At 71.9% G+C, this 19081-nt stretch carries 16 protein-coding genes; 6 read left to right on the forward strand and 10 right to left on the reverse strand.

What is annotated here, in order from left to right; translation table 11 throughout:
- Both QM638_RS16535 and QM638_RS16540 read right to left on the reverse strand, forming a co-directional pair.
- A partial coding sequence (locus tag QM638_RS16535) for a DEAD/DEAH box helicase (protein WP_415143615.1) occupies positions 1–1379 on the reverse strand: 1379 nt, incomplete at its 3' end.
- Positions 1380–1548: 169 nt separating this feature from the next.
- Entirely contained in the window at positions 1549–3075 is a 1527-nt protein-coding gene (locus tag QM638_RS16540; RefSeq protein WP_415143617.1) for a flavin-containing monooxygenase, read from the reverse strand.
- Between the two features lie 211 nt (positions 3076–3286).
- On the opposite strand from QM638_RS16540, the gene QM638_RS16545 reads away from it, so the two are divergent.
- Genes QM638_RS16545 through QM638_RS16555 form a run of 3 tightly spaced genes read left to right on the forward strand, consistent with a single transcriptional unit; the run spans position 3287 to position 5792 of the window.
- Positions 3287–3919 (forward strand): carboxymuconolactone decarboxylase family protein, encoded by a 633-nt coding sequence (locus QM638_RS16545; RefSeq protein ID WP_415143619.1) that lies wholly within the window; start codon positions 3287–3289, stop codon positions 3917–3919.
- Positions 3916–4818, forward strand: coding sequence for an aldo/keto reductase (locus QM638_RS16550; RefSeq protein ID WP_415143621.1), 903 nt, complete (start codon positions 3916–3918; stop codon positions 4816–4818). Before QM638_RS16545 ends, QM638_RS16550 begins: the two co-directional genes overlap by 4 nt.
- A complete protein-coding gene (locus QM638_RS16555) occupies positions 4818–5792 on the forward strand; it encodes a zinc-binding dehydrogenase (protein WP_415143623.1) in 975 nt (324 codons plus the stop codon). The genes QM638_RS16550 and QM638_RS16555 overlap by 1 nt, the downstream gene beginning before the upstream one ends.
- Before the next feature lie 35 nt (positions 5793–5827).
- Here the strand turns inward: QM638_RS16555 and QM638_RS16560 are convergent, their stop codons facing one another.
- The 5 genes from QM638_RS16560 to QM638_RS16580 form a co-directional block, all read right to left on the reverse strand.
- The gene (locus tag QM638_RS16560; protein WP_415143624.1) at positions 5828–6610 is read right to left on the reverse strand and encodes a GntR family transcriptional regulator; all 783 of its coding nucleotides are present in this window, start codon (positions 6608–6610) and stop codon (positions 5828–5830) included.
- A gap of 48 nt (positions 6611–6658) precedes the next feature.
- Positions 6659–7810 (reverse strand): CaiB/BaiF CoA transferase family protein, encoded by a 1152-nt coding sequence (locus QM638_RS16565; protein ID WP_415143626.1) that lies wholly within the window; start codon positions 7808–7810, stop codon positions 6659–6661.
- 98 nt (positions 7811–7908) lie between these two features.
- Positions 7909–8637 (reverse strand): amino acid ABC transporter ATP-binding protein, encoded by a 729-nt coding sequence (locus QM638_RS16570; protein WP_415143628.1) that lies wholly within the window; start codon positions 8635–8637, stop codon positions 7909–7911.
- Positions 8637–9497: an amino acid ABC transporter permease gene (locus tag QM638_RS16575; protein WP_415143630.1), complete on the reverse strand. Its 861-nt coding sequence runs from the start codon at positions 9495–9497 to the stop codon at positions 8637–8639. The genes QM638_RS16570 and QM638_RS16575 overlap by 1 nt, the downstream gene beginning before the upstream one ends.
- The gene (locus tag QM638_RS16580; protein ID WP_415143632.1) at positions 9494–10384 is read right to left on the reverse strand and encodes an ABC transporter substrate-binding protein; all 891 of its coding nucleotides are present in this window, start codon (positions 10382–10384) and stop codon (positions 9494–9496) included. Before QM638_RS16580 ends, QM638_RS16575 begins: the two co-directional genes overlap by 4 nt.
- A 128-nt stretch (positions 10385–10512) precedes the next feature.
- Between QM638_RS16580 and QM638_RS16585 the strand changes: the two genes are divergently transcribed.
- Positions 10513–12528: an FAD-dependent oxidoreductase gene (locus QM638_RS16585; RefSeq protein ID WP_415143634.1), complete on the forward strand. Its 2016-nt coding sequence runs from the start codon at positions 10513–10515 to the stop codon at positions 12526–12528.
- Between the two features lie 120 nt (positions 12529–12648).
- Positions 12649–13071 (forward strand): HIT family protein, encoded by a 423-nt coding sequence (locus QM638_RS16590; RefSeq protein WP_415143636.1) that lies wholly within the window; start codon positions 12649–12651, stop codon positions 13069–13071.
- Between the two features lie 7 nt (positions 13072–13078).
- Here QM638_RS16590 and QM638_RS16595 read toward each other — a convergent pair whose 3' ends face one another.
- Positions 13079–14407 carry a glycoside hydrolase family 1 protein gene (locus tag QM638_RS16595; RefSeq protein WP_415143638.1) on the reverse strand — a complete coding sequence of 443 codons (1329 nt, stop codon included), beginning with the start codon at positions 14405–14407 and terminating at the stop codon, positions 13079–13081.
- 73 nt (positions 14408–14480) lie between these two features.
- Between QM638_RS16595 and QM638_RS16600 the strand changes: the two genes are divergently transcribed.
- A complete protein-coding gene (locus QM638_RS16600) occupies positions 14481–15119 on the forward strand; it encodes a pirin family protein (protein ID WP_415143640.1) in 639 nt (212 codons plus the stop codon).
- 57 nt (positions 15120–15176) lie between these two features.
- Here the strand turns inward: QM638_RS16600 and QM638_RS16605 are convergent, their stop codons facing one another.
- Both QM638_RS16605 and QM638_RS16610 read right to left on the reverse strand, forming a co-directional pair.
- On the reverse strand, positions 15177–16637 hold the full coding sequence (locus tag QM638_RS16605; protein WP_415143642.1) for an NAD-dependent succinate-semialdehyde dehydrogenase: 1461 nt from the start codon (positions 16635–16637) through the stop codon (positions 15177–15179).
- A gap of 397 nt (positions 16638–17034) precedes the next feature.
- Positions 17035–18966 carry a penicillin-binding transpeptidase domain-containing protein gene (locus tag QM638_RS16610; protein ID WP_415143644.1) on the reverse strand — a complete coding sequence of 644 codons (1932 nt, stop codon included), beginning with the start codon at positions 18964–18966 and terminating at the stop codon, positions 17035–17037.
- Between the last annotated feature and the right edge of the window lie 115 nt (positions 18967–19081).

Here is a 19081-nt window from a genome sequence, read left to right on the forward strand (position 1 = left end):
CCGCCACGCCGGGTGTCGCCGGACGCGCTCTCGGCGCGGCGGGTGGTGGCCGAGCCGCCGGCCGCCGTACGACCGGAGCCGCCACGCCGACGCCGCCGACCGCCGTCGCTCGGCTGGCCCTGCGGCCGCCCGGCGTCACGTCCCGTCGACGCACGTCGCGCCGAGGTGCCCCCGCCCCGACCGGAGGCCGGCACCTCGGATGCGTAGCCGCCCGGAGCGGACCGCACACCCGGGGCGACCTCGGCCAGTACCGGGTGGGCGGTGGAGTCGACCCGGTCCACCTGCGGCTTGATCCCGGCGGCCCGGGTGAGCGCCCGGACGTCACCCGCCTGGTCGGCGGTCATCAGCGTGACGACCGCCCCCGAGGCACCCGCGCGAGCGGTGCGACCGGAGCGGTGCAGGTAGGCCTTGTGCTCCACCGGCGGGTCGGCGTGCACCACCAGGGTCACGTCGTCGACGTGGATGCCGCGGGCCGCGATGTCGGTGGCGACCAGCGTGGTCGCGCGGCCGGAGTGGAACGCCTCGAGGTTGCGGGTCCGGGCGTTCTGGGAGAGGTTGCCGTGCAGTTCGACGGTCGGGATCCCGTTCCGGTTGAGCTGGCGGGTGAGCCCCTTGGCACCGTGCTTGGTGCGGGTGAAGACGACCGTCCGGCCGGGCGCGGCGACCAGGTCGCAGAGCACCGGCAGTCGCAGCTCCCGCGGGATCTGGAAGACGTGGTGCGCCATCGTCGCCACCGGGGACTGGGCGCTGTCGGCCTCGTGCGTCACCGGCTTGGTCAGGTAGTTGCGGACCAGCACACCGATGCCGTTGTCGAGGGTCGCGCTGAAGAGCAGTCGCTGACCCGCCCGCGGCGTACGGTCCAGCAGGCGGCGTACGGCGGGCAGGAAGCCGAGATCGGCCATGTGGTCGGCCTCGTCCAGGACGGTGATCTCCACCGCGGAGAGGTCGCAGTGGCCCTGTCCGATCAGGTCCTCGAGCCGGCCCGGGCAGGCCAGCACGATGTCGCAGCCCTTCGCCAGACCGGCGACCTGCGGGCCCTGGCCGACGCCGCCGAAGACGGTCTGGATCCGGAGCCCCGCGGCCCGGGCGAGCGGGTCGAGCGCCTCCTTGATCTGGCCGACCAGCTCGCGGGTCGGGGCGAGCACGAGCGCGCGCGGACGGCGCGCCGCGGCCCGGCGACCGGACCCGGACAGCCGGGCGACGAGCGGAAGCAGGAACGCATAGGTCTTGCCGGAGCCGGTTCGGCCGCGGCCGAGCACGTCGCGGCCGGCGAGGCTGTCCGGCAGCGTGGCGGACTGGATCGGAGTAGGGGTGGTGATCCCTCGGTCGGACAGGATCTGGGCAAGGTCGGCGGGCACGCCGAGGTCAACGAAGGACACGTAGAGCCGTTCAGCAGGGTCGTCCCGCCGTTGGTCTCGAATTCGCCCGTCGGGCCGGCTCGGCGACCACTGCGGGGCCGAGGCGCGCAGACCGGGGCAAGACAGGCCGGGCCGCGCACGGCGAGCCTACCCGACCGATGAGGGACCCGACGATTCCTCGCGTCCCGGATCAGGAGAACCGCAGCACGCCGTCGTCCACCGGCCTGCCCATCACCCGCAGATCGGTGAGGTAGTTCTGCTTCAGTCGCCACGGGGCCCGGTCGCCCTGGGCGGGCATCAGGTCGAGGGCACGCTGGATGTAGCCGGAGGCGAGATCCATGAACGGCCGCTCACCCACCGCCGGGTCGCGCTCGACCCGGGCCTCGCGATAGCCGCGGGAGTCCATGTGGGCGAGCAGGCGGCAGACGTAGTCGCTGACCAGATCCGCCTTGAGCGTCCAGGAGGCGTTCGTGTAGCCGATGGTGTAGGCGAAGTTGGGGACGCCGCTGAGCATCAGCGCCTTGTACGACATCGTCTCCGGCAGTCGCACCGACTCGCCGTCCACGGAGAGCTCGATGCCGCCGAAGAGCTTGATCCGCAGCCCGGTCGCGGAGACCACGATGTCCGCCTCGAGCGTCCTGCCGGACTCCAGCTCGATCCCCTTGGCGGTGAAGGTCTTGATCCGATCGGTGACCACGCTGGCTCGGCCCTCTCGCATCGCGGCGAACAGGTCACCGTCCGGGACGAAGCAGAGCCGCTGGTCCCACGGGTCGTACGACGGCGTGAAGTGCTCGCTCACCAACGCCTCGGCTTCCTCGGCACCGAAGCCCGGACCCTCGCCACGCCTGGTGAGCAGCTTCCGCGTGGAGTCGCGGACCATCCTGCGCACCACGCCCGGGGACTTCCGCGCCAGCTGGTAGGAGCCGATGGTGAGCATGATGTTGGCCCAGCGGGTCGACTCGAAGATCGCTCCGCCGGCGAGCCTGCCCAGCGGACCGGCCTTCGGCAGCCGGCCCAGGGTCCCGGACAGCAGCCGAGCCAGCGGGTCACGGCCCGGCCGGGACAGGATGTAGCTGGGGCTGCGCTGCAGCATCACCACCTGCGCCGCGCGCCCGTCACCGGACGCCATCGCGGGGACGAGGGTCACGGCCGTCGCCCCCGAGCCGATCACCACCACCGACTTGTCGGCGTAGTCGAGCTCCTCGGGCCAGTGCTGAGGGTGGACGAGGGTCCCCTCGAAGTCCGCCATCCCGTCCCAGGTGGGCTGGTGGCCCTGCTCGTAGTCGTAGTACCCGCTGCAGTTCCACAAGAATCTGGCGGCCAGACGGCGCTCGCCCTCGGGGGTGGTGACGGTCAGGCACCAGCGCTTCTCGGTGCTGTCCCAGGCCGCCGCGGTGACCCGGTGCCGGTAGCGGATCAGCCGGTCGACGTCGTACTCCTCCGCGACGGTGCGCAGGTAGTCGAGGATCATCTGTCCGTCGGCCAACGCGACCTCGCCGGGCCACGGCCGCCACCGGTAGCCGAAGGTGAACATGTCCGAGTCCGAGCGGATGCCCGGATAGCGGAACAGGTCCCAGGTCCCGCCGCTGGCCGCACGCGCCTCCAGCACCACCACGCTGAGTCCGGGCAGCCGCTCGCGCACCTGCGCGGCCGCCCCGATCCCGGACAGTCCGGCCCCGACGACGAGTACGTCGACCTGCTCGATCTCTGCGCCCATGGCGACAAACTACTCGCCGGTAGAGTTACCTGGGAAGTCTGTCCCAGACACTTTGCCGCCCGGATCCGCAATCTGAGCTTCATGTAATGACAGGGTGACATCAGGGCGTGACCTGGCTAGCCTCGTAGCCCAGCCGAGCCACGCCGGCACCCGAGGCGGCCGCCCGCGGGCGATGGGGCCCGGCGGCCGTGACCCTGCCAGTGAGGAATGCATGCGACTCTCTCCGATCACCGAGCTCGACGACGACGCGGCGGCACTCCGGGACAGGATCCTCGGTCCGCAGGCCGATCCGCCCCCACCGTTCCTGATGTGGGCGCACAACCTCGGCATCGGCCAGCTGATCGAGGACCTGGGTGCCTACTGCCGTGATCGGGCCCGCTTCCCTCGCAAGCTGCGGATCCTGTCGATGATGGTGGCGGCGCGCTACCACGACTCCGCCTCGTGCTGGAACGCGCACATCGAGGAGGCCATCGAGCTCGGCCTGCCGCGGGAGTGCATGGACCGGCTGGCTCGTCGGCAGGAGCCGGGGTTCATCGCGGAGGACGAGCGGGTCTTCTTCGCCTTCGCCCGCGAGCTGGTCGAGGAGCACTTCGTCAGCGAGCGGACCTACGCCGAGGCGCTGGCGCTCTTCGGAGAGCCGGCGCTGCTCGACATCGTCGGGTGCGTGGGCAGCTTCACCATCAGCTCGTGGGCGCTCAACGCCTTCCAGGTGCCGATCCGCGACGACCTCGGCGAGCCGTTCCCGGACGTGGCCGGGTTCGCCCCGGCCAGGCCGGAGCGACTCGACCCGGCGCAGGCTGGATCGGAGCCTGGATCGGAACCGGCTGGATCGGAGCCGGCGTGAGGGGCGACGACCTGATCGCCCTCGGCGCGCCCGCCGCCGGCACCGGCCGGTTCGTCCTCGGCGGCGCGTTCGGCACCGAGCCCGCCGAGGACTCCTTCGCCAAGCTCGACCGGTTCGCCGCCGCCGGCGGCCGGCTGGTGGAGACCGCCTACTCCTACGCCCGAGGACGGGGCAAGCAGGTGGTCGGCGAGTGGCTGCGGCGCAACCCCGGGACGCTCGGGGTGGTGACCAAGATCGGCCACGACATGGGTGGCCGGGACGTCGCCCTGACCCGGGCGACGGTCCTGGCCCAGGCGGGCGAGACCGTCGACGTACTCGGCGAGCCGCCGGAGGTCGTGCTCTTCCACTGCGACGATCCCGCTCGCGAGGTCGAGGAGCTCGGCGCGAGCCTGCGGGCCCTCGTCGAGCAGGGGTACGCCGCCCGGGTCGGCGTCTCCAACTGGTGTGCCGACCGCCTGGCCGCGCTGGTCACCGACTTCGCCTCCGCCGGCGCGAGTGCGCCGATCGCCGGCTATCACCGCAGCCTGGCGACGCCGGTGGCGGAGCGCTATCACGGCGAGCTGCCCGCCGACGCGGCGGTGCTCGAGATCGTCGAGGAGCACCGGCTGCCGCTGTTCAGCTGGTCCGCGCAGGCGCGCGGCTTCTTCGCTCGCACCGGATCCGCCTCGTCGAGCGCCGACCCGTACGAGTCGGCGACCAACCGCGCGCGCCGGGAGCGCTGCCGGACGCTGGCCGCCGAGCTCGGTGTGGAGCCCGGACAGGTCGCGCTGGCCTGGTCCCTGGCATGCCCGCTGTTGTGGCCCAGCATCGGCCCGCGCACGCTGGACCAGCTCGCGGACTCCCTCGCCGCCGCCACCGTGGAGCTCACCGCCGAGCAGCGCGCCTGGTTGGTCGGCTGATGCGCGCCGCGCTGTTGGACGCGCCCGGCGGTGCGCTGCGAGTCGGCCACCTGCCGACACCCGAGCCGGGCCGCGATCAGGTCCGGGTGCGGGTCGCCGCCTGCGGACTGAACCCGGTGGACGACCAGGTCGCCGCCCACGGTGAGCCGACGTGGACCTGGCCGCACGTGCTCGGACTCGACGTCGCCGGGGTCGTCGACCGGGTCGGCCCCGGCGTCCTCGGGTTCGAGCCCGGCGACCGGGTGGCCTTCCACGGCGACCTGCGCCGGCCGGGCGGGCTGGCCGAGTACGCCATCGCCGAGGCGACCAGCCTGGCCCGCATCCCCGACGCCGTCTCCGAGGTGGCCGCGGCCGCGCTGCCGTGCGCCGGCATGTCGGCCTGGCAGGCGGTGGTCGACCGGCTGCGGGTCGGACCCGGCGACACCGTACTGATCACCGGCGGCGCCGGCGGGGTGGGTGGCTACGCCGTCCAGCTCGCCGCGCTGGCGGGGGCCGACGTCCTGGCCACCGCGTCGGCGGTCAACCATCCGCGGGTTCGCGAGCTGGGGGCGCGGGCGGTGATCGACTACCGGGTCGAGGACGTCAGCGCACGGGTCCGCGAGCTCACCGACGGTCGCGGGGTCGACGGCGTCCTGGACACCGTCAGCGCCGCCTCGGCGACCTCCTACCTGCCGCTGATCGTGCACGCCGGCGGGATCGCGTGCGTCGCCGGTCGTGCCGACGCGAGCGCGCTGCCCTCCTTCACCACCGCCGTCTCGGTCCACGAGATCGCGCTCGGCGCGGCCTACCCGTTCGGGGACGAGCGGGCTCGACGACGGCTCGGCAGCACGCTGGAGTCGCTGCTCGCGCTGGTCGCCGAGGGCAGACTGGACCCCCACCTCGGTCGCACCGTCACGCTCGAGGACCTCTCGGTCTCCTACGCCGCGCTTCGGGCGCGACACGTGGCCGGGAAGATCGTCGCGGTCCTGCCGTGACCCGTGCCGACCGGTCGTACAGCTCGCAGCTGTCCTCAGACCTCGGTGACCTGCATCAGCGGTCGCGGGTCGGCGCCGGCGACCCGGGAGAGCTCCACCTCGAACCGGCTCCGGTCGCCGCGGTGATAGGCCACGAAGGATTCCATCGGCCGGCCGTCGGCATCGGTGCTGACGCTGCGCAGCACCAGAATCGGCGCGTTCTCACCGACCCCCAGGTCCTTGGCCAGCTCCGGGCCCGCCACCATCGCCTCGACCGATCGCCGGCCACGCGCCGGACCGACTCCGTAGTCGCGCTCCAGCACCGCGTACAGCGACTGATGGGTCAGGTCCTCCTCGACCAGCCGAGGCGCCACCGACTCCGGGACATAGGTGATCGCCAGCACCCACGGCTCGTCGTCCACGAACCGTAGCCGCTCGATCTCGACGACCGGCGTCCCGACCTCGAGCTCGAGCTGACCCGCCACATGCTCGTCGGCCGGGACGACCTCCAGGCGGCGTACCTCGCTGCGCAGGTGACCACCGCGGGCCGCGACGTCCTCGTACAGTCCGGTCAGCGACTGCACCAGGCCCTCGGCCACCTTGGGCTGCGCCACGTAGGTCCCGCGGCCCTTGATCCGCTCGATGACGCCCTCCATCTCCAGCTGGGAGAGCGCCTGGCGCACCACCGTCCGGGAGACGTCGTAGGTCTCGCAGAGCTCGTGGTCCCCGGGAAGTCGCGCTCCGGGGCCGAGCCCCTCCTCCTCGATCCGCGCTCGCAACGACTCCTTGAGCTGGTGATAGAAGGGCATCGGAGAGGACCGATCGATACCTGCACTCATGTCATGAGAGGATACCCAGTTCGTCCGCGGACCGTGGGCGATCGATCCTCAGGACTGCACCGCGGCGCCGGAGTCCAGCAGGAGGTCGATCCCGCCGATGCCCCACGCCTCGAGCGCCTGCCTGGTGTCGCGCCCCGGGCTCGCCGGTGGCGGGGTGCCGAGGCGGGCCGCGGTGCGGCCGAACCGCGGCGCCGGCGCCGGCTGGACGACACCGTCCTGCTCGACCCAGGTCTCTCGCTCCCGCAGGTGCGGATGCCCCGCCGCCTCGCTCGGGGTCAGCACCGGCGCGAGGCAGGCGTCGGTGCCCTCGGCCAGCTCCGCCCACTCGGCCATCGTCCTGGTGGCGATGACCTCGGCGAAGAGTGCGCGCATCTCGTCGTACCGGCCGAGCTCCTCCTGCCCCGGACAGCTCTCCTCGATGCCGAGCAGCCGCACCAGCGCTGCGAAGAACTGCGGCTCGAGGGCGGCCACCGCGACGTGCCGACCGTCGCTGGTGGCATAGACGTCGTAGAACGGCGCGCCGCCGTCCAGCGCGTTGCTGCCGCGCCGCTCGGAGTGCATCCCGGCCCGACTGAGACCGACCAGCAACGTGGAGAGGTGCGTCGCCCCGTCCACGATCGCCGCGTCGACGACCTGGCCGGCGCCACTGGTCCTCGCCTCGAGCAGCGCGGCCAGTACGCCGGCCACCAGATAGGTCGCACCGCCGCCGAAGTCACCCAGCAGGTTGACCGGGAAGTGCGGCCGGCTCGGGTCCTGGCCGAGCCCGTGCAACACGCCGCTGATCGCCAGATAGGTCAGATCGTGACCCGCCGCGGAGGCGAGCGGGCCGTCCTGCCCCCAGCCGGTCATCCGGCCGTAGACCAACGCGGGATTGCGGGTCAGACAGGCCTCGGGGCCGAGGCCGAGACGCTCCGCGACGCCGGGCCGCATGCCCTCGATCAGCACCTCGGCGCGCTCGACCAGGTCGAGCACCACCGCGAGCGCCGCGGGATGCTTCAGGTCGAGTGCGACGCTCGGCCGACCACGGGCGAGCAGGTCGTGCGCGCCACCGCCGAGCTGCGGTCCCTGCGGCCGGTCGATGCGGATCACGTCGGCGCCCAGATCGGCGAGCATCATGCAGGCGTGCGGACCCGGCCCGATGCCGGCCAGTTCGACCACCCTGACGCCTCTCAGCGGTCCACTGCCGCCACCCAGCTCCATGTGCCGATCATGCCTTCCCGGCCCGGGGCCTCACCTCCCGCCCCCAGCGGCGACACCAGCGGCAACCCGCCTCTGTGCGGACAGGTCGGCGGAAGAGATCAGAGGACGCGGGAGAGGAACTGGCGGGTCCGCTCCTGCGCCGGGTCGGAGAAGAGCTGCTCGGGCGCGCCCTGCTCCAGGATCCGTCCGGAGTCGAGGAAGCAGACCGAGCTGGCCACCTCGCGGGCGAACGCCATCTCGTGGGTGGCCAGGATCATCGTCATCCCGGAGGTGGCCTCCGCCCGGACGATGTCGAGCACCTCGCCGACCAGCTCCGGGTCGAGCGCCGCGGTGATCTCGTCGAGCAGCAGCAGCCGCGGCCGGGTGCACAGCGCCCGCACCAGCGCGACGCGCTGCTGCTGGCCGCCGGAGAGCGCGTCCGGGTACGCCGCCGCATGACCGGCCAGTCCGAAGCGCGCCAGCAGCTCCAGCGCACGCTCCCGGGCCGCGCCCTTGCCGACACCGTGGACCCGCACCTGCGCCATCGTGCAGTTGGCCAGCACCGACAGGTGCGGGAACAGGTTGTAGGACTGGAACACCATCCCGATCTCCCGCCGCACCTCGCGTGGCTTGACCCGCGGATCGGAGATCTCCCGGCCGTCGAAGACGATCCGGCCGTCGTCGATCGGCTCGAGCAGGTTCAGGCAGCGCAGCAGCGTCGACTTGCCGGAGCCGGACGCCCCGATCAGGCAGATCACGTCGTGCGGGGCGACGGTGAGCGAGATGTCGTGCAGCACGACCCGGTCGCCGTACGACTTGCGCAGGCTCTCGACCTCGAGCAGCGTCATCAGATCCTCCCCTGCTCACGGCGGATCTGGCGCAGCATCAGCCAGTCGGTCAGCCGGGTCAGTGGCACGGCGACGATGAGGAAGTACGTCGCCGCGACCAACAGCGGCGTCCCGTTGAAGTGGTAGCCCTGCCAGTCGCTGGCCGCCCGCATCGCCTCCCAGACCCCGACGACCGAGATCAGCGCGGTGTCCTTCTGCAGCGAGACCAGGTCGTTCATCAGCGGTGGCACCGCCCGCCGGATCGCCTGGGGGAAGATCACCCGCCACATCGCCTGGGTGCGGGAGAGCCCGAGCGCCTCGGCCGAGGACCACTGGGTCGGGTGCACCGCGAGGATGCCGGCGCGCAGCACCTCGGCGACGTACGCGCCGTAGCACAGCGTCAGCGCCACGCTGGTCAGCCAGAACAGGCTGGTGGTGACCCCGTTGAGCTCCAGCGCCGGGACGCCGACGCCGATCAGCACGATCACCAGGATGCTCGGCACCCCGCGGAACAGGTCGGTGTAGACCACCGACACGATCCGCAGCGGCGCCAGCCACGGCGAGCGCGACTGTCGGCACATGGCCACCAGCGAGGCCAGCACCAGCACGCACGGCTCGGTGACCAGGAAGATCCGGATGTTCATCCAGAAGCCCTTGCTGACCGAGGAGAACGAGCCGGTGAAGTCCTTCGTCGACAAGAAGTACTCCCGGAAGGCGCTCCACCCCGGCGAGGTCAGGAAGACCGCCAGCACCACGCCGAAGACGACCACCGTGACGGCGGTGGCCAGCAACGCCCGGCGTACCCGCATGCCGCGCGCCACCCGGGCGCGCTCGAGCTGGCGGGCGCTGGGAGTCCAGGCCTCGGCGTGGTCGGGCTTCACTTCAGGACCGGCACGTCTTCCATGCCCGAGAGCCACTTCTTCTGCAGCGTGGCCAGCTCGCCGTCGCTCTGCAGCTCGCCGATGGCGTAGTTCAGGCAGCTGACCAGCGGGTTCCCCTTCTCCAACAGCAGCCCGAACTCCTCCGGCTCGGCGTTGGCGAACCGACCGGCCACGGTGCTGCCCGAGATCTCGCTCGACATGTAGCCGGCGCTGGGCAGGTCGGTGACCAGCCCGTCGATCTGACCATGGAGCAGGGCCTGCTTGGCCTGGTCGTCGGTGTCGAAGACCAGCGGGTCCTGGCTCGGCTGGACGTCGTCGCGGATGGCGGTCAGCGAGGTGGTGGCGGTCTCGGCGCCGAGCTTGAGCGTCTTCAACCCGGCCAGGCTGCTCGCCTCGGCGGCGTTCTTCTTCAGCGTGATGACGGCCTGGTCCGCGGTGTAGTAGCCGTCGCTGAAGGTCACGTGCTCGGCGCGATCGGCGGTGATCGAGATCTGGTTGATGTCGAAGTCGAACTTCTTCGCCCCGGGCGTGTAGGAGCTGTTGAAGCTCTCCTTGACCCAGTCGACGTCCCCGTCGGCGAAGCCGAGCTTCTCGGCGATCGCATAGGCGACGGCCGACTCGTAGCCCTTGCCGTTGCTCGGGTCGTTGTCCTCGAACCACGGCTCGTAGGCCGGGCTGTCGGTGGCGACGGTCAGCTTGCCGGCCGCGTAGAGGTGCAGCTTGTCGACGGTGCAGGCGGCGGCGTCGGCCGAGCCGGACGAGGTCGCCGAGGCGTCGGCGGACGCATCGGAGCCATCCGAGGCCGAGGTCTTCTGCGAACAGCCGGTCAGAGCCGCGAGCGCGAACAGCGGGACGGCGGCCAGGGCCGCGGTACGGCGAAGGTGCATGAGCGCCATGGTAGGACCGACGCCGACGGCCGGCGCACTCTGCGGTCCCGGGCACTCGGCAGAGGTGACCGACGGCACCGACGGGCGGCTCGGATGCGGCCGTTCTTACTCATGGGTAACATGCTTCCATGGCGTACGACGCACTCCTGTCCCCCCTCACCCTCGGCGGTCTCACCCTGCGCAACCGGGTGGTGATGGGCTCGATGCACACCGGCCTGGAGGACCACGCCCGCGACCTGCCGGCGCTCACCGCCTACCTGGCCGAGCGGGCCAAGGGCGGGGTCGGGCTGATCGTCACCGGGGGCTATGCGCCGAACAAACGCGGCTGGCTCAAGCCGCTGGCCGCCGAGCTCTCCAGCAGGCGTCAGGTCGGCCGGCACACCACGCTGACCGATGCGGTGCACGAGCACGGTGGCGCGATCGCCCTCCAGGTGCTGCACGCCGGGCGCTACGGCTACCACCCGTTCGCGGTCTCCGCCTCGGCGAGCAGGTCGCCGATCACGCCGTTCAGGGCCTCCGCGCTCTCCAGCCGGGCCGTGGAGTCGACCGTCGCCGACTTCGCCCACAGCGTCGGTCTCGCCGCCCGGGCGGGATACGACGCGGTGGAGATCATGGGCTCGGAGGGCTACCTGATCAACCAGTTCCTGGCCGAGCGGACCAACCACCGCACCGACGCCTGGGGAGGGTCGGCCACGAACCGGATGCGCTTCGCCACCGAGATCGTACGGCGGTCCCGGGCCGAGGTCGGCCCGGACCTGCCGATCATCTTCCGACTCTCCCTGCTCGACCTGGTCGAGCACGGACAGGACTGGGAGGAGACCGTCGAGCTCGCCCATGCGCTCGTCGACGCCGGCGTCAGCGTGCTCAACACCGGCATCGGCTGGCACGAGGCGCGGGTGCCGACGATCATCACCCAGGTCCCCCGCGGCGCCTGGGTGGACCTGACCGCTCGACTCAAGGCGGAGGTGTCGGTCCCGGTCTGCGCCTCCAACCGGATCAACACCCCCGAGTTGGCCGAGGAGATCATCGCCACCGGCCAGGCCGACCTGGTCTCGATGGCGCGGCCGCTGCTGGCCGACCCCGCGTTCGTGGCCAAGACCGCCGCCGGCCGCGCGGACGAGATCAACACCTGCATCGCCTGCAACCAGGCGTGCCTGGACCATGTCTTCGCGAACAAGCCGGCCTCCTGCCTGGTGAACCCGCGGGCCGCGCGGGAGACGACTCTGGTGCTCACCCCGGTCGGCTGCCGCGAGCGGGTGGCGGTGGTCGGCGCCGGGCCGGCCGGACTCGCGGCGGCGCTCGCCGCCGCGGAGCGCGGCTTCGAGGTCACCCTGTTCGAGCGCGCCGAGGAGATCGGCGGGCAGTTCCGGCTGGCGATGGCGGTGCCCGGCAAGGAGGAGTTCGCCGAGACGCTGCGCTACTTCGGCCGCCGGTTGGACGTCCTCGGGGTCGACGTACGACTCAAGACGCCGGTGGAGGCGGTCGACCTCGCCGAGTTCCCCCGGGTCGTGGTCGCGACCGGAGTCGAGCCACGGATGCCCGACCTGCCCGGGATCGACCACCCGGCGGTGGCCTCCTACGCCGAGGTGCTCAGCGGGCGGGTCACCCCTGGCGAGCGGGTGGCGGTGATCGGCGCCGGCGGCATCGGCGTGGACGTCTCGACCTGGCTCACCCACACCGCGGAGAGCCTCGAGCAGTGGCGGGCCCGCTGGGGCGTCGGGGACCCCGCGGCGCACCGCGGCGGGCTGGTCGCCCCCGCCCGGCCGCTCGCGGCGCGGAAGGTCACCGTGCTCCAACGCAAGCCGACGCCGATCGGCGTCGGCCTGGGCAAGACCTCCGGCTGGGCCCATCGCGCGGTGCTCAAGCAGGAGAGCGTCACCCAGGTGCGCGGGGCGGTCTACGACCGGATCACCGACGCACCCGACGACCTCGGGCGCCCGGGCGCCCGCCTGCACTACGCGGTCGACGGGGTGGCCCACGAGCTCACCGTCGACACCATCGTGATCTGTGCCGGCCAGACCTCGGTGCGCGAGATCTGGCGGGAGCAACCGGGCTGGCACCTGATCGGTGGCGCCGAGGTCGCCGCCGAGCTGGACGCCAAGCGCGCGATCGAGCAGGGCACCCGGGTGGTGGCCGGATTCTGAGGCCCCGTCGCCGAAGCTCGCCGAGACCCCTCCCCCCGGTCGAGTAGCGAGCGCCAACCCTCAACCGTCGGTCGAGTAGCGAGCCGAGCCCGAGCCGCCGTCGAGCGTTAGCCTGCGCGTATGACCGACAGCACCGACTGCCTCTTCTGCAGGATCATCGCGGGCACCATTCCGAGCACGAAGGTCTTCGAGGACGAGCGCACCTATGCGTTCATGGACATCGCTCCGGCGACCGAGGGACACCTGCTGGTGGTCCCGAAGACGCACTCCGCCGACCTGCGCGAGATCGCGCCTACCGATCTGACCGCCGTCGCCGTGACCGGCCAGCGGCTGGCCACGCACGCCGTGGAGGTGCTCGGGGCCGACGGGGTGAACCTGCTCAACAGCTGCGGATCGGCGGCCTGGCAGACGGTCTTCCACTTCCACCTGCACGTCATCCCGCGCTACGCCGGCCGGGACGGCATGCGGCTGCCGTGGGACGAGGGCAAGCCCGGTGACCCGGACGCGATCCGGGCGATCGGCGAGCGGCTCGCGCTGGCCTGAGATCACCTCAGGCCGGCGAGCGATGCGCGGCCACCAGGTCGGCGTACCAACCGAAGGAGCGCTTCGGGGTTCGCTCCAGCGTGGTCCGGTCGACATGCACCAGTCCGTAGCGCGCCATCATCCCCTCCTCCCAGTCCCAGCAGTCGAACGGGGTGTAGGCGTAGAAGCCGCGGATGTCGACGCCGCGCTGGATCGCGGCGGCGACCGCCTCGAGGTGCGCGCTGAGGAAGGCGATCCTGATCCGGTCGTCGACCTCGCCGTCGACGACCGGCACGTCGAAGGCCGCTCCGCACTGGGTGATGACGAACGGCGGTAGCGCGGCTCGGTGTCGCGCCCGTGTGGTGATCAACCACTCCCGCAACGCGGCGGGCACGATCGCCCAGCCGACGTCGGTGCTCGGATAGCCGAGCAGCTCGCGCAGCTCGAAGGGCAGGTCCGCCCCCTCGGGCGCGGCCCCGATCCGCTGCGGCGCGTAGTAGTTGAGGCCGTAGAAGTCGAGCGGCTGTCGGATGGTGGCCAGGTCACCGGACTCGGTGACCCCTGCGAACAGGTCGACCAGGTCGTCGGGGTAGCGACCGAACAGCATCGCCTCCAGCGGTACGCCGTTCCACAGGCCGTCGACCAGCTTGGCGGCGCCCACGTCGGCGGGATCCTCCGAGGCCGGCCAGATCGGCTGGTGCTGGGTGGCGCAGCCGACCCGGGCGGCGCCGGCCGCACGCAACGCGATCGCGGCGCGACCGTGCGCGAGCAGCAGGTGGTGGACCGCCGCGACGGCGGCGAAGCCGAGCCGCCGGCCGGGAGCCCAGGTGCCCAGTCCGTAGCCCAGGTAGGCCGACACGTTCGGATCCTGCACCGGGACCCATTCCTCGACCCGATCGCCGAGCCGTGCGGCCACCACCGCCGCGTACTCGGCGAACGCGTCCACGGTGCTCCGGTTGAGCCAGCCGCCGTCGGCCTCCAGCTCCTGGGGCAGGTCGCCGGCATAGAGGGTGGCGGTGGGACGGACGCCGGCGTTCAACAGTCGGTCGACCAGCCGGTCGTAGAAGTCGAGCCCCGCGGGATTGACCCGGCCGCGACCGGTCGGCAGCACCCGCGCCCAGGAGACGCCGAAGCGGTGATCGCCGAGCCTGGCGATCAGCCCGACGTCCTCGGGCATCCGGTGGTAGTGATCGGCGGCGACGGTCGCGTCGCTGCCGTCGGCGATCACGCCGGGCTGTTCGGCGAAGACGTCCCAGGTCGACCGCCCGCGGCCGTCCGCGGTGGTCGCCCCCTCGATGAGATAGGCGGCAGCCGAGGTGCCGAGTCGGAAGCCGGGAGGGAAGGAGGGCAGGGGCACAGGCACAATCATGGTCATGCCGGTCCAAATCCGCCGTGGTTCGCAGAGATTCACAGACCGCGTCCCGGGTCGGATGACCTGGCACTCGTTCTCCTTCGGTGCCCACTACGATCCCGAGCGGGTCGGATTCGGGCCGATGGTGGTCCACGACGAGCACCTGCTCGGCGATGGCCAGGGCTTCGAGACCCACCATCACGAGCGGGTCGAGATCGTCACCTGGATGCTCTCCGGGGCGCTGCTGCACACGGATCGCTCGGGGCCGGCACAGATCCTGCGTCCCGGCTCGGTCGGGGTGCTGTCGGCCGGCTCGGGGGTGGACCACGCCGAGATCGCCGCGGCGCCGCAGACCAGGTTCGTCCAGGTGTGGCTGAGCGCCGAGGACCCCGACCGGGCCCCGCGGTACGTCGCCCGGTCGGTCGCCCCGGGCGCCGGCGCGTTCGCGCCGGTGGCGGAACCGATCGCCGGTGCTCGGCTGTCGGTCGCCCGGCTGGACGCCGGCCAGGGCGTCGTGCTCCCGGCCGCGGCACGACGGCACCTCTACGTCGCCACCGGGGCGCTGACCCGCAGCTCCTTGGCCGAGCCGCTGGCCGCCGGCGACGCCTTCGAGATCACCGCGGAGCCGGACTCCGCGGCGACCCCGGAGATCGAGGTCACCGCCGGGGTGCCGACCGAGCTGCTGCTGTGGACGTTCGACGCTCCGCCGGGCCCCTGACCGTCGGCACGCGCTCCTCGACCCGGGCCGACGCTCGGCACGAGTCGTCAGTAGCCGTCAGTAGTCGGCGGGAATGGCGACGTACGTCGTCTCCAGGTACTCCTCGATGCCCTCGAAGCCGCCCTCCCGGCCGAAGCCGCTGGACTTGACCCCGCCGAACGGCGCCGCCGGGTTGGACAGCAGCCCGGTGTTGACCGCGACCATGCCGTACTCCAGCGACTCCGCCAGCCGGATGGTGCGGGCCAGGTCCCTGGTGTAGACGTAGGAGGCGAGTCCGTACTCGGTGGCGTTCGCCCGGCGGACCGCCTCGGCCTCGTCGGTGAAGGTGACCACCGGCGCCACCGGGCCGAAGATCTCCTCGGCGTTGATCGCCGAGTCCGGGTGCACCCCGAGGAGGACGGTCGGCGAGTAGAAGTAGCCGGGGCCCTCGGGCACCCCTCCACCGGTCAGCACCCGGGCACCGTCGTGGACGGCGTCGGTGACGAGCTGGTCGACGGACTCGACCGCCTGCTCGTCGATCAGCGGCCCGACGTCGGTGCCCTCGTCCTGGCCGCGACCGACCACCAGCGAGCTCATCCGCTCGGCCAGCTTGCCGGCGAACTCCTCGGCGACGTCGGCGTGCACCAGGAACCGGTTGGCTGCCGTGCAGGCCTCGCCCATGTTGCGCATCTTGGCGACCATCGCGCCGTCCACCGCCGCATCCAGGTCGGCGTCGGCGAAGACCAGGAACGGGGCGTTGCCGCCGAGCTCCATGCTGACCCGCTGCAGGTTGTCGGCCGACTGCTCGACCAGCAGCTTGCCGACGGCGGTCGAGCCGGTGAAGGAGACCTTCCGCAGCCGGTCGTCCGCCTGCAGCGCGGCGGAGACCTGCGCGGCGCGGGTGGTCGGCACCACGTTGAGCACCCCCGCCGGCAGGCCGGCCTCGGCCAGGATCTGAGCCAGCGCCAGCATGCTCAGCGGGGTCTGCTCGGCCGGCTTGACCACCATCGTGCAGCCGGCCGCGATCGCCGGCCCGATCTTGCGGGTGCCCATCGCCAGCGGGAAGTTCCACGGCGTGACGAACAGGCACGGTCCGACCGGCTTGCGGAGGGTCAGCAGCCGGGTGCCGCCGGCGGGGTTGTTCATCCAGCGGCCATGGATGCGCACGGCCTCCTCGGAGAACCACCGGAAGAACTCGTTGCCGTAGGCCACCTCGCCGGCCGCCTCGGCGAGGGTCTTGCCCATCTCCAGGCTCATCAGCTCGGCGAGGTCGTCGGCACGGGCCGCGATCAGCTCGAACGCGGCGCGCAGGACCTCACCGCGGGTGCGGGCCGGCGTACGCGCCCATTCGTCCTGGACCGCCACCGCGGCGTCGAGTGCCTCCAGCGCGTCGCCGACGCCTGCGTCGGCGACCCGAGCGAGGACCGAGCCGTCGGCCGGATCGAGTACGGCGAACTCCTCACCGCCCTCGGCCGAGCGCCACTGACCACCGATGAACACGCCACGTCGCTCACCGGCGACGAGATCCAATCCGCTCATGCCTCAAGACAACCACGTCCACGGTGGCGTCGGCAGGTGCCGCGACGCGGCTCTCCTCGTCGGCTCTCGCCGAGAATCGTCGGCTCGCTCGGCCCCGCGCAGAGACAAGTTTCCATCCCCAACCTGGGGGAAGATGGCGGAACCGTCGACATCGGCCGCCGTTGCGTGGTCAACTAGTCCTGTCGACGTCGGGAGGGAGCACCCGCGGGCGACAGAGTCCCTTCTCACCCCATGGAGCAGGGACCCGCTTCAGGTCCAGTCGATCCCCCCTTTGAGCCGGACCTGAGGCGCGCGAGGCGCGGACCCGTGGTCCGCGCCTCGCCCCATTTGGCCCATTTAGCCCATTTCGGCTCAGCTCGCCTCGTCCACGCTGATCGGGCCCGGCCTTTGTCGACGGTCACATCCCGCGCAGGAACGACTCCACGATCGGGCCGGCCGTGGCCGAGCCGGTGGTGCCCACGTCGACGTAGACCGCGACGGCCAGATCGCCCTGGGCGGCGATCATCCAGGTATGGGTGAGTCGGGTGCCGTTGCGGTCGAACTCGGCGGTGCCGGTCTTGGCGATCACCGGCTTGCCGGGCACGTCGAGCAGGCCGCTGCCGGTCCCCTCGGTGACCACCCGGCGGAAGATCGTGCGCAGCTGGGCGGACTCCTTGGCACTCAGCGGCTTCGCCGAGTCCGGCGCACTCGCCGCCACCCCCTGCACCAGTCGCGGCACCACCGTCTTGCCGGCCTCGATCGAGGCCATCACCGTCGCCATCACCATCGGCGAGGCGAGCACCTTGCCCTGGCCGATCAGGTCGGCGGCGTGCTCGGTCTGACTGGCCGGCTTGGGCAGCTGACCGAAGTACGAGGAGAACCCGGTGTCATGGTCGACACCGAAGCCCAACGAAGCCGCCGCGGCGACCAGGTCCGCATGGCTGATCCGGTCGCGCTGACCGATCATCGCGGTGTTGCAGGACTGGGCGACGGCGAGGCTGAGCGGGATCTTGCCCAGCGCGGAGGACGGATACCAGGAGTCGTTGCCGAACTCCTTGCCGTCCACGGTGATGGTGGACGGGCAGGAGATCGTCGAGCTCGGGGTCAGCCCCTGCCGCAGCAGCGCCAGCGAGTCGATCGTCTTGAAGGTGGACCCGGGGGCGGCCTGACCATAGGTGGCGATGTTGATGCCGTCGTTGCCGGGCCCGTTGGCGGCGGCGATGATCGCGCCGGTGCTCGGTCGGATCGCCACCAGCGCACTGGCCGGCTTGACGTCGTCGAGCAGGCTCTCGGCGAGGCTCTGGGCCTTCTCGCTCATGGTCAGCCGCAGCGCCTTGCCGTCGACGGGCTCGGCCCGGAAGAGCTCCTTGAGCATCTTCCCGCTGGCGCCGACCAGTTCGACATCGGTCCCCGCGGTGCCGCGCAGCCGCTCGTCGTACCGCGCCTCGAGGCCGCTGAGCCCGGCGGTGTCACCGACCTGGTAGACCCCGGGGTTCTTCTTGATCATCTCCGCGGTGACCTCCCCGACGGTACCGAGGATCGGCGCGGCGAACTCCTTGGTGGGTGCCAGATAGCGGGTCTGCTGCAGCGCGACGGCTCCCTTGATCCGGGTGATCCGCGCGGCCGCCGCCGGTGCCTCCTCCTTGCGGTAGGCGATCGCCTCGACGTACGCCTCCGACCCGGCCGCCTTGACCTTCTTCACATACGAGGACACGTCGAGATCGAAGAGCCTCGCCAGCGCACGGGCGGAGGCCGGGGCGCGTGCCGCCGAGACCTGGGTCTTGTCGATGCCGTAGCTGATCACCGCCCGCGGGGTGACCAGGTCGACGCCGCCGGCACCGACGATGTCGCCGCGGACGGCAGTGATCGAGGAGGCCGAGAGCCGGACGTGGTCGTTGGTCAGCGCGGCCGAGACCAGTCGCGGCTCCCAGTGAACCTGCCACTGGGAGTCGCGCTCGACCAGCGTGACCGCCGTCGTGTAGCTCCACGCCTTCGCCTGGACCGGCCAGCGCCAGGTCAGGGTGGCGGTGGCCTGGCCGCCGTCCTCGCTCACCGTGGCGGCCCCGGCCTTGACCGTCGGCATGCCGGTCTTCTCTCCGCCGAGGCCGTCGACCAGCGAGTCGGTGATCCGGGCGTAGTCCTGCGAGACCTTGGTCGCGGTGGTGTCGGAGAAGTCGACGGCGTCGAAGTCGCCGGTCCCGAACGCGGTGGCCAGCTCGCGGAGGGCGGCATCGGGATCGGGGCCGTCCGAGCCGCCGCAGGCGACCAGCGCGCCGGCGCACATGCCCAGGCAGATCGCGCCCAGTGCGATCGATGCCGTCGGTCGGACACCGCTCCCCGAAGTGCGCATGCGTCGTTTCTACCAGTCGACCCCGACGATCTCCGCGCACCCTCCGTGCGCCGGTGGCCCGTCGACGCCGGCCCGGGTGCGGTCGATCGACCACCTCACCGGTCGACCGGTCGCG

Source organism: Nocardioides sp. (assembly GCF_047606145.1).
Taxonomy (GTDB): domain Bacteria; phylum Actinomycetota; class Actinomycetes; order Propionibacteriales; family Nocardioidaceae; genus Nocardioides.